The organism is Undibacterium sp. Ji50W (genome assembly GCF_049340445.1).
Classification (GTDB): domain Bacteria; phylum Pseudomonadota; class Gammaproteobacteria; order Burkholderiales; family Burkholderiaceae_D; genus Undibacterium.
Genome location: NZ_JBMPOX010000002.1, coordinates 268,260 through 279,008 on the forward strand (window position 1 = coordinate 268,260; position 10,749 = coordinate 279,008).

At 52.4% G+C, this 10,749-nt stretch carries 11 protein-coding genes; 8 read left to right on the forward strand and 3 right to left on the reverse strand.

All coding sequences use genetic code 11. The features are described from left to right. Positions 1–284: 284 nt before the first annotated feature. Both ACO0K9_RS06455 and ACO0K9_RS06460 read left to right on the forward strand, forming a co-directional pair. Complete coding sequence (locus ACO0K9_RS06455) at positions 285–1,142, forward strand: hypothetical protein (RefSeq protein WP_422982984.1); 858 nt, start codon at positions 285–287, stop codon at positions 1,140–1,142. Between the two features lie 89 nt (positions 1,143–1,231). After that, positions 1,232–1,783 carry a YggT family protein gene (locus ACO0K9_RS06460; protein WP_422982986.1) on the forward strand — a complete coding sequence of 184 codons (552 nt, stop codon included), beginning with the start codon at positions 1,232–1,234 and terminating at the stop codon, positions 1,781–1,783. A 43-nt stretch (positions 1,784–1,826) separates the two neighbouring features. Here the strand turns inward: ACO0K9_RS06460 and ACO0K9_RS06465 are convergent, their stop codons facing one another. Then, positions 1,827–2,831, reverse strand: coding sequence for a LacI family DNA-binding transcriptional regulator (locus ACO0K9_RS06465; RefSeq protein ID WP_422982988.1), 1,005 nt, complete (start codon positions 2,829–2,831; stop codon positions 1,827–1,829). Positions 2,832–2,934: 103 nt separating this feature from the next. On the opposite strand from ACO0K9_RS06465, the gene ACO0K9_RS06470 reads away from it, so the two are divergent. Continuing rightward, positions 2,935–4,212, forward strand: coding sequence for an amidohydrolase family protein (locus ACO0K9_RS06470; protein ID WP_422982990.1), 1,278 nt, complete (start codon positions 2,935–2,937; stop codon positions 4,210–4,212). 88 nt (positions 4,213–4,300) lie between these two features. Here ACO0K9_RS06470 and hemL read toward each other — a convergent pair whose 3' ends face one another. Beyond that, on the reverse strand, positions 4,301–5,581 hold the full coding sequence (hemL, locus tag ACO0K9_RS06475; protein WP_422982992.1) for a glutamate-1-semialdehyde 2,1-aminomutase: 1,281 nt from the start codon (positions 5,579–5,581) through the stop codon (positions 4,301–4,303). Positions 5,582–5,648: 67 nt separating this feature from the next. Continuing rightward, on the reverse strand, positions 5,649–6,464 hold the full coding sequence (gene thiD, locus ACO0K9_RS06480; RefSeq protein ID WP_422982994.1) for a bifunctional hydroxymethylpyrimidine kinase/phosphomethylpyrimidine kinase: 816 nt from the start codon (positions 6,462–6,464) through the stop codon (positions 5,649–5,651). A 169-nt stretch (positions 6,465–6,633) separates the two neighbouring features. Here thiD and ACO0K9_RS06485 point away from each other — a divergent pair, with 169 nt between their 5' ends. From ACO0K9_RS06485 to ACO0K9_RS06505, 5 genes are all read left to right on the forward strand, one after another. Continuing rightward, positions 6,634–6,786, forward strand: coding sequence for a rubredoxin (locus tag ACO0K9_RS06485; RefSeq protein ID WP_422983175.1), 153 nt, complete (start codon positions 6,634–6,636; stop codon positions 6,784–6,786). A 127-nt stretch (positions 6,787–6,913) separates the two neighbouring features. Continuing rightward, the gene (locus ACO0K9_RS06490) at positions 6,914–7,306 is read left to right on the forward strand and encodes a response regulator (protein WP_422982996.1); all 393 of its coding nucleotides are present in this window, start codon (positions 6,914–6,916) and stop codon (positions 7,304–7,306) included. Between the two features lie 37 nt (positions 7,307–7,343). Then, complete coding sequence (locus tag ACO0K9_RS06495) at positions 7,344–7,709, forward strand: response regulator transcription factor (protein ID WP_186947024.1); 366 nt, start codon at positions 7,344–7,346, stop codon at positions 7,707–7,709. 58 nt (positions 7,710–7,767) lie between these two features. Beyond that, positions 7,768–8,352 carry a chemotaxis protein CheW gene (locus ACO0K9_RS06500; protein WP_422982999.1) on the forward strand — a complete coding sequence of 195 codons (585 nt, stop codon included), beginning with the start codon at positions 7,768–7,770 and terminating at the stop codon, positions 8,350–8,352. Positions 8,353–8,412: 60 nt separating this feature from the next. Next, the gene (locus tag ACO0K9_RS06505; protein ID WP_422983001.1) at positions 8,413–10,740 is read left to right on the forward strand and encodes a methyl-accepting chemotaxis protein; all 2,328 of its coding nucleotides are present in this window, start codon (positions 8,413–8,415) and stop codon (positions 10,738–10,740) included. Positions 10,741–10,749: the final 9 nt, after the last annotated feature.

The window sequence follows — 10,749 nt, forward strand, 5'->3', positions numbered from 1 at the left end:
TACCGACGTCGGCAGTTAATCAAGCAAATAAGCAAGCAATTAAGCAGGCTTATCGCTGAATGCCGACGGTTTTTAGGTTTGCGCCATGACGGGAGCGTCTGGCATTTGGCAAACCATGATGGCTGAAGTGCTACATCAATAGAGGGGATGCAGCAGTTCGGCCGGTGCAGAATTCATTAGCGCAAACAGCGATCTTGTTTGTGCCGATGAATAATCCGCTTGAATGGATCGAGCGGATTTAATTTTTATCTGATTTTTTCCATCTCTACCGAAGGAGAAACAAAATGGCAACAGCACCACAACCGTCACCAGACGAACCAGTAGCAGCCAAGAAGCCGGCCGCGAAAAAAGCTGCAGCAAAAAAACCTGCTGCAAAGAAAGCCGCCGCTAAGCCAGCAGCAAAAGCCGCAGCTAAACCAGCAGCTAAAAAAGCAGCAGCTAAGCCAGCAGCTAAAAAAGCAGCCGCCAAGCCAGCAGCAAAAGCCGCAGCTAAACCAGCAGCTAAAAAAGCCGTCGCTAAACCAGCAGCTAAAAAAGCAGCCGCCAAGCCAGCAGCTAAACCTGCAGCCAAAGCAGCTAAGCCAGTAGCTAAAAAAGCCGCAGCTAAACCAGCAGCCAAAAAAGCCGCCGCCAAGCCAGTAGCTAAAAAAGCCGCAGCTAAGCCAGCAGCCAAAAAAGCCGCCGCCAAGCCAGCAGCAAAAGCTGCAGCTAAACCAGCAGCCAAGGCAGCTAAGCCAGTAGCTAAAAAAGCCGCAGCCAAACCTGCAGCCAAAAAGGCCGCAGCTAAGCCAGCAGCTAAAAAAGCCGCAGCCAAGCCAGCAGCAAAAGCTGCAGCTAAGCCAGCAGCCAAAAAAGCCGCAGCTAAACCAGCAGCTAAAAAAGCCGCAGCTAAACCAGCAGCCAAAAAAGCTGCCGCCAAGCCAGCAGCAAAAGCTGCAGCTAAACCGGCCGCAAAAGCAGCAGCTAAACCTGCCGCCAAACCGGCTGTAAAAAAAGCAGCAGCAAAGCCAGCCGCAAAAAAAGCCGCGGCTAAGCCAGCCGCAAAAAAGGCCGCTCCAGCAAAACCAGCGACACCTGATGCAAAAACCGTTGTTAGTCCAAACGCAGCTTGGCCTTTCCCAACTGGTAATCGCCCGGCATAATCTTTGATATGCTTGGTTGCCTGGTCTTATTCAGGCACAATACCCACTGTCTGATTCGTCATACAGTGGGTTTTTTTTGAGGATGCATCGTGTTATATGAAATTTTCACTTTTGTCATTGATACGGTGACAGGCTTGTTTGCAGGGTTTTTGCTGTTGCGTTTCTGGATGCAGGTGCAGCGGGTTCGCCCACCAATGGGGCTGGCCCAGGCTATTTTCCAGTTGACGGACTGGCTGGTGCACCCCATACGGCGGGTGGTGCCTGGGTTTCGGGGCTATGACTGGGCGACACTGATAGCGGCATTTCTGGTGTCGCTACTGGCCATGGTGCTGGATGTCTGGCTGATGGCGCATTTTTCTTTGAATACCATCCTGCTGCTGGCGGTTTTCCGCATGGTGCAGTGGATATTGTATGGCTTGATGGCCTTGCTGGTGCTGGAAGCAATTTTTAGCTGGGTCAACCCACAGGCACCATTTGCGCCATTTATCCGGGCCCTGAATGAGCCCTTGCTGTCGCCTTTGCGCAAATTGATCCCGCCTTTGGGTGGTCTGGATTTCTCGCCGCTGGTTGCCCTGATCATCTTGCAAATATTAAACAAGGTCTTGAGCGAAGGTTTTCCCAAGCTGCTGGCGCTGCTGTAAATAGTTTCCGTGTGGTGGGTTGCTGTGGCTGGCGCCAGCCTGCTTATTGATCCGGCTTCGAGGTAGACTGGCGAATGACCAGTTGCGGCATCAGCATTTCACGCCTTAACGGTGCTTCCGGATCCACGATGCGGTTCACCAGAATCTGCGCCGTCAGGTTACCGATATCCTTTTTCGGCTGGGCAATGGTAGTCAGTGGCGGCGTGCTGAACGAAGCCAGGGCGATATCATCATAGCCAATGACGGACAGGGAGCCGGGTATCCTGACACCGGCTTCGTTGGCGGCACAGATGCCGCCTATCGCCATCAAGTCATTGCTGGCAAAGATGGCTGTTGGCCGCTGCGGCAAGCTCAGCAATTGCTGAAAGGCGTTGAACCCGCCCTGGCTGGTAAAGTCGGCATGCACCAGGTATTCCGGTTTGAAGGCCAGCCCCGCTTCGCTGAGGGCGCGCCGGTAACCGGTCACGCGGTCACCACTGGGTAGCAAAATATCCGGTCCGGCAACGCAGGCAATCTGCGTGTGACCAAGGCCGATGAGATAACGGGTTGCCTCATAGCCGCCCTGTTCATGGTCAGCTTCGATAAAATCTGCCACCACGCCTGATACTTCGCGATCCACCAACACCTTGGGAATACCTTCGTCGGCCAGCAATTGCGTCAGTTCTTCATCTGAGCCCGACGACACCAGGATCAGGCCATCGATACGTTTTTCCATCAATACGCGGATATAGGCCGCCTGTTTTTTGGGATCATCGTAGGAATTGCACAGGATGATGTTATAGCCCAGCTTGAATGACGCATCTTCTATACCCTGTATGATTTCTGCAAAATAGGGATTGGAATTATTCGGTATCATCATACCCAGAGTGTGGGTGCGGTCATTTTTCAGGCTGCGGGCGACGGCGCTGGGGATGTAGCGCAATTCCTGAATGACAGCCAGCACACGCTCGCGTGCATCTTCACTGACGACACGGGTATTATTGATGACGTGAGAAACCGTGGTGGTGGAAACCCGGGCTTTCTCTGCGACTTGCTTCATTGTTGCCATAAGATTCCTGCCTTTCTGTGTCAAGATTATGACGCAGGATGCGGTTCGCGGCGTAAATTTTATGTAATAACTATTGTGTAATAATTGTATAGAGAGATTTCTGATGAACGATCTTGTTATTCGTAACGCCAGTTTGCCGGATGGTCGCAAGGGACTGGATATTGCCATCCAGGATGGTCGTATCAGTGCAGTGGCAGTGGCGCTAGCGGTCAAGGGGGCAGAAGAGATTGATGCACGTGGCAACCTGGTTACGCCCCCCTTTGTGGATGCCCATTTTCATATGGATGCGGTACTCAGCTATGGCTTGCCGCGGGTTAACCAGTCTGGCACTTTGCTGGAAGGTATCGCCCTGTGGGGAGAATTGAAACCCATGCTGACGCAAGAGGCATTGGTGGAAAGAGCCATGCGCTATTGCGACTGGGCAGTTGGCCGTGGCTTGCTGGCAATCCGTTCACATGTGGATATTTGCGATGACCGTTTGCTGGCTGTCGAAGCCTTGCTGGAAGTGAAGCGTCGGGTCGCGCCTTATCTGGATTTGCAACTGGTGGCATTTCCACAGGATGGTATTTTGCGCAGCGCCACTGCCATGGATAATCTGAAACGCGCGATTGCCATGGGTGTGGATGTGGTCGGCGGCATCCCGCATTTCGAGCGCACCATGGCCGATGGCGCAGAATCCGTGCGCCTGCTGTGCGAGTTCGCCGCTGAAAAAGGCTTGCGGGTGGATATGCATTGCGATGAATCGGATGACCCGCTGTCGCGCCATATTGAAACCCTGGCCTACCATACGCACAGACTGGGCATGCAGGGCCGGGTCGCTGGCTCGCATCTGACTTCCATGCATTCCATGGACAATTACTATGTCAGCAAGTTGCTGCCACTGATACGCGAAGCCGGAGTGGCTGCCATTGCCAATCCGCTTATTAATATTACCTTGCAGGGCCGGCATGACACTTATCCCAAACGTCGTGGCATGACCCGGGTGCCAGAAATGCTGGCGGCCGGGATAGAAGTGGCCTTTGGTCACGATTGCGTGATGGACCCCTGGTATAGCCTGGGCTCTGGCGATATGCTGGATGTGGCGCAGATGGGTTTGCATGTTGCCCAGATGACGGGGCAGGATGCCATGCGTCAGTGTTTCCAGGCAGTGACTGCGACACCGGCGCGCATCCTGGGTTTGCAAGACTATGGACTGGAAGTGGGCTGTAATGCAGATCTGGTGATATTGGATGCCAGTGACCCGGTTGAGGCGATACGCTTGCGTGCTACCAGGACCCATGTGCTGCGTCGTGGTAAAGTCATCAGCCAGACACCCGTGCCGCATGCGAATTTGAATTTGCCGGGACGGCCTGGGCAGGTAGATTTCAGGACGAAAAACTGAATATACTAATATAGAGAGCTAGAGCAGAGACATAAGCAGAAACAGAGATACAGGCAGCGTGCCACGGCACGCTGCTTTACTATATAGATCAGAGTTGTGCGAAGGCTTTTTCTGCAGCAGCGATGGTGGCGGCAATGATGGCGTCATCATGTTGCGCAGAGACAAAGCCTGCTTCGAATGCGGAGGGTGCCAGGTAGACACCCTGGTCCAGCATCAGGTGGAAGAAGCGGTTGAACCGGTCTTTGTCACTGGCCATCATGGCAGTATAAGAGCCCGGTACTTCATTGGCAAAATACAGGCCAAACATGCCACCCACGGCATCGGCACAGAAGGCGACATGGGCTGCTTTGGCGGCGGCACTTAAGCCGTCCACCAGCTTGCGGGTTTGCGCAGTCAGGTTTTCATAAAAGCCGGCTTGCTGGATAATTTTCAGGGTTGTCATGCCCGCTGCCACGGCGACTGGGTTGCCCGACAAGGTGCCGGCCTGATACACGCCACCCAAGGGAGCCATGTGTCCCATCAGATCGGCGCGACCACCAAAGGCTGCCACCGGCAAACCACCGCCGATGACCTTGCCCAGGCAAGTCAGATCAGCCGGTACACTATATAAAGCTTGCGCACCATGCAGGCCCACGCGGAAACCACACATCACTTCATCAAAAATCAGGACGCTGCCATGTTGGGTACACAGCTTGCGCATGGTATCGATGAATTCTTGCGTGGCGCGGATCAGGTTCATGTTGCCGGCCACTGGTTCGACGATGACGCAGGCGATCTGAGCACCGATGGAAGCGAACACTTCTTCCAGCTGCTGGCTATTATTATAGTCAAGCACCAGCGTGTGTTTGCTGAAGTCTTCCGGCACCCCGGCAGAGGTCGGGTTGCCAAAGGTTAGCAGGCCACTGCCTGCCTTGACTAATAAAGAGTCGGCATGGCCGTGGTAGCAGCCTTCAAACTTGATGATCTTGTCGCGTTTGGTGGCACCACGGGCCAGACGCAGGGCGCTCATGGTGGCTTCGGTGCCGCTGGAGACCAGTCGCACCTGTTCGATGCTGGGCACGAGTTTGCAGATTTCTTCTGCCATCTCGATTTCGCCTTCGGTCGGCGCACCAAAACTCAGGCCGCGGGCAGCAGCAGCCTGTACTGCACTGATGACTTCCGGGTGGGCGTGACCGACGATGGCCGGGCCCCAGGAGCCAATGTAATCAATATAGCGCCGGTCTTCTGCATCCCAGAAGTAAGGGCCCTGTGCCCGGGTGATGAAACGGGGCGTGCCACCTACGGAGCGAAATGCACGCACAGGGGAATTCACGCCGCCGGGAGTGGTTTTCTGGGCGCGTGCAAACAGGATATCGTTTTTATCGGTCATGATGGAGCTTCAATGTGGTGTGGCAATTCAGGTTCAAAAGGGGCGCTATGTATAAGCAGAAAAGGGCTTAGCCGGGTTCCCTGGCCCAGAAGTAACGGTCTGGTATCAGTCTGCCCATGCCCAGCCTTTGCGCGTGGCTGAGGGCGGCATGGGTAAATTCTTGCGCTTCCAGTACCGCATCAGGAATGTCCAGGCCATTCGCCACCAGGGCGGCAATGGCGGCTGACAAGGTGGAGCCGGCACCGGCATGCGAGCCGGGCAGTCTTTGCCACAGGTCATGCCTGACCACGCCAGATTCATCATATAAAGTATTGGCGAATTCATTACTGTCGCTGGCAGTGCCGGTCACTAATATATATTCGCAACCGGATTCTATGAGTGTCATGGCATCGGCTGCCAGGTCTTCGCTTTCGCCGCCTTCTTTCCAGGTTTCCGCCAGGCGCGACAGTTCGACCGCAGAAATCATCAGCAGGCTGGCCTGGGGTATCAATAATTCGCGTATGGCCAGTACCAGATCCTCGGCTTCCGGTCCCTGTTCAATGATGACGGCATTGAATGGGTCCAGTATCATGGGCAGCTCAGGGTAGTCGGAAACGATTTCGGCAATGACGGTCACATTTTCCACGCTGCCAACCTGACCGACCTTGAAGGCCAGTACCGGCATGTCTTCAAGCACGCTGCGGGCTTGTTCATCGACCAGATCGGCTTCCAGTGGATGTAAATCATCGATTTGTGCCGTGTCACCAGTTAAAATGGCAGTCATCACGGGTAGTCCGTAACAACCCATCGCCGCAAATGAGGCGAGATCGGCCTGGATGCCGGTTGCTGCCACCGGATCGGAGGCGCCAAAGCTAAGTATTAGTGGAGAAATTTGGTTTTGCACGTTGGGTAGATTAATATAGCTGACTTCGTGGGGACTTAAATTACTCGCGCAAATGCCATTAATAACACAATGCAAACAGAATATTTGCAGCAGTTTCAATATTTTACTTGATTGAAGGGTTTTAGTCGTGACTGATACGGTAACGGAAAAGGGTGGTTTCAAGGCGTGGATGTGTTTGATTTGTGGTTGGGTGTATGACGAAGAGCAAGGCTCGCCCGAAGATGGTATACCGGCCGGCACCCGTTGGGACGAGGTACCGATGAATTGGACCTGTCCGGAGTGCGGCGCACGCAAAGAAGATTTCGAAATGGTCGCAATTTGATAATAATCTGAACTATTTGACGATTTTGATGTTGCTTAGTATGTTTATTCAAGGAAAAAAAGCGCAAAACTACTATTTTTTGTTACAGTGATATGTGACCTTAATACTGCAGAGAAGAGATGATTTTATGTCAACGTTGACAGGCAACGAAAACTTGAAAATCATGGTGATCGACGATAGCAGCACCATCCGCCGTTCTGCCGAGATTTTTCTTGGTCAGGCTGGGTACAAGATAGTTTTGGCCGAAGATGGATTTGATGCGCTGGCCAAGATAAATGATTCTCGTCCAGACCTGATTTTTTGCGATATCCTCATGCCTAGACTGGATGGATATCAAACTTGTGCTTTAATTAAAAAAAGCGCGAAATTCCGGGATACACCGGTAATTATGTTGTCTTCCAAAGACGGTTTATTTGACCGTGCTCGTGGTGCCATGGTCGGATCAGATGAGTATCTGACCAAGCCATTTACAAAAGATAGCCTGCTGAAAACGGTGAGAAATTACACGACAGCGACCTAGTTATATATGAAGTTAGTTAATGTGAGGTAAAAACAAGATGGCCATTCAAAAAATTCTGGTAGTAGACGATTCTCCGACAGAACGCTATTTCCTGACCGATGTACTGGTGAAAAATGGTTTTTCAGTGTCCACTGCTGAAAACGGTGAAGAAGCCCTGACAAAAATCAAGGCGGACAAGCCGCAACTGATTTTGATGGATGTAGTCATGCCAGGTCAAAATGGTTTCCAGATTACGCGTGCGATTGCCAAAGACCCGGACACACAAGACGTGCCGGTCATCATTTGCACTAGTAAAAATCAGGAAACCGACCGTATCTGGGGCTTGCGTCAGGGCGCGCGTGATTACCTGGTCAAGCCGATTGATCCTGTTGAGCTGCTGGCAAAGATTTCTGCCCTCGGCTAATCGGGATCTCGAATTCCATTTCTAGTACTTACAATAAAAGATATCTTCGGATTGCCTCATGAATCAGACTGTGCGTGACCCTGCTGCAGCAAATCTGGAAATTGTCAAAACTGATAAGGGCGTGCGTCGTACCCGCTTGCGTGAATTTCAGGCGCAGTTGTTGGAACGGATGCAGGCCGCGCAGCGTGGCGGCTATACCAAACTCAGTCAATTGGGCATTATGATTGGGCAGGGCCGCTATCTTCTGGATTTGCGTGAGGCCGGAGAGATCGTCACCGCGGGGGCCCTGACCAGAGTGCCGCTGACGCGTGACTGGTATATAGGATTGTCAAATATTCGCGGTAATTTGACTGGTGTCGTTGATCTGCCACGTTTTCAGGGCAAGGATGCAACCAAGCTGGATAGTTCATGCCGGATTGTGGCGTTTGCACCAGGCATGGCATTCAATAGCGGTTTGTTGGTATCCCAGGTTCTCGGTTTGCGTGCCGTTTCCGAAATGGAAGAACTACCGCTGGAAACAGAGCATCTTGAAAACAAAGTCTGGCTGAAGAAAAAGTATCGTGACCGTGACGGCAATATATGGTTCGAACTCAGCCTGGCGATGTTGGTACAGGATCAGGATTTTTTGCAAATAGGCTTATAGTCAGCATGCATCATTTAGCAGCAAGGCTGATTGCTTTTCAATCGTTTAGGAGACTTAGTAATGGCATTTAATCTACCGTTCTCTTCCAAGGGAAAAGAAGATCCGGAAATTGACGGAGCAGAAGGCACGGCAAGGTCGTTCGGAAATGCTGATTCGATTGAAATTGAAGAAGCAAGCAACGTCAAAATGCTGTCACCTGAAGCACCGCATGCAGCGCCGGCAGAGTCCGTGGCACTGAAGCAGGACGCGCCTGCGGATGCGACCTTCATTGGTGATGCGCTTGAAAAAGGCGGCGATATTCGCCTGCCTATCATCGGCCGCATGTCCCTGCAGCAGCAGATGCGTATCCTGTCTATCATCATGGCGCTGGCCTTGCTGATGGGTGCGATATTCGTTTGGATGAATGCCAATCAGTCTGCCCTGATTTCCACTCAGGCACAGATCGCTGGTGAGGCGCTGATGCACTCGCAGCGTATCGGTAAAGCGGCACCGAATGCGATTCAGGGTAACGTCGAAGCCTTTAAACAGCTGAAAGACAGCCGTAGTGAGATGAACACCGATTTGACGATACTGTTGAACGGCGGTAATTATCAGGGCCGTATCGTTGACCGTGCCGATTCCAACCTTGAGCCAGTAGTCAAGGAAGCACAAAAAGCCTGGGGTAATTCCAACAAGGCAGCCGAAACGATTTTGAATCGTCAGAAAGAACTGACCGGTTTCGGTCAGACGCTGCAAAAAATGAATGCCCTGTCACCGTTGCTGCTGGAGTTGACAGAACAGATTTCCACCCTGAAAGTACAGGGCGGTGGTTCTGCGCGTGAAATCAATGCCGCCGGTCAGTTGGTCATGTTGACCCAGCGTCTGGGTCGTAGTGCGAATGAATTCCTGACTTCCGAGGGTGTTAATCCTGAAACGGCGTTCTTGCTGGGTAAGGATACCAATACCTTCCGTGATCTGGTGGATGGCTTCCTGAAAGGCAGTGATGTCTTGCGCCTGACAGCAACCAAAGATGCCGATACGCGCGACAAGCTCACCGAATTGCAAAAAACTTTCGGCGAATACCAGATCTTTGTATCCAGTATTCTGGGTAACCTGCAAAACTTTATTGCTGCCAAACAGTCGGAACAATTGCTGTTTAATGAAAATGAAGATTTGAAAAACAAACTCAATAAACTGCAAAAGAACTATACCGCCCAACAGGATTCCACCAACATCTCTTTCTGGCTGATGCTGGTTAGCGCTGTCGTTGCCTTGCTGGCTGCGGTTGGTGTTGCCCTGGTACTGTTGCAGGATAGCCGTAACCGTGCGAAAGAGGCGAATGAACGCCGTCTGGAAGCCGGTGCGCAGATGATGCAGGCGCAAAAGCAAGAGGAAGAAGCGAAAGCTGCCAACGATCAGAACCAGGCTGCGATTTTGCGACTGATGAATGAATTGCAAGAGGTTGCGGATGGTGACTTGACGGTGCAGGCGACGGTTTCCGAAGATATCACGGGCGCGATTGCCGACTCGGTTAACTATACGGTGGAAGAGTTGCGCGGCCTGGTAGGCCGGGTAACGACCACAGCGGAACAGGTTACTTCAGCGTCCAATCAGGCGCAGAATATTTCTACCGATTTGTTGAACGCTTCTGAACAACAATCACGTGAGATCAGTGATGCTGGTCAGGTGGTGTTGACGATGGCGGCAGATATTACCGACGTTTCCCGCTCTGCGAATGAATCTGCTCTGGTGGCGCGTCAATCGGTTGCGGCGGCGGAACAAGGTGCCCATGCGGTGGAAAACGCCATCAAGGGTATGAACGAGATTCGCGAACAGATCCAGGAAACTTCCAAACGTATTAAACGACTGGGTGAATCTTCCCAGGAGATTGGTGAGATCACTGAACTGATTTCCGACATTACTGAACAAACCAACGTTCTGGCGCTGAATGCGGCGATTCAGGCAGCGTCAGCGGGTGAAGCGGGTCGAGGCTTCTCGGTGGTTGCGGAAGAGGTTCAGCGTCTGGCGGAACGTTCGGCTGAAGCGACCAAGCAGATTGGTGCGCTGGTGCGTACGATTCAAACGGATACCCATGACGCGGTTGCCGCGATGGAAAAATCCACTCAGGGTGTGGTTGAGGGAGCGAAACTGTCAGATGCGGCGGGTACCGCCTTGTCTGAAATCCGTAGCGTTTCCAACCGTCTGGCGGAACTGATTCAAGGTATCTCGCTGGCGACGGAACAACAGGCGACATCAGCGAACGGCGTGGCACAAAATATTCAGCACATTTTGACCATCACCGAGCAAACCCAGCATGGTACGCAGCAAACTGCGGTTTCCATTAAGGAATTGTCCATGTTGGCTGAAGAACTCAAGAACTCAGTGTCACGGTTCCGGGTTGCTGCCTGATTTTCACGC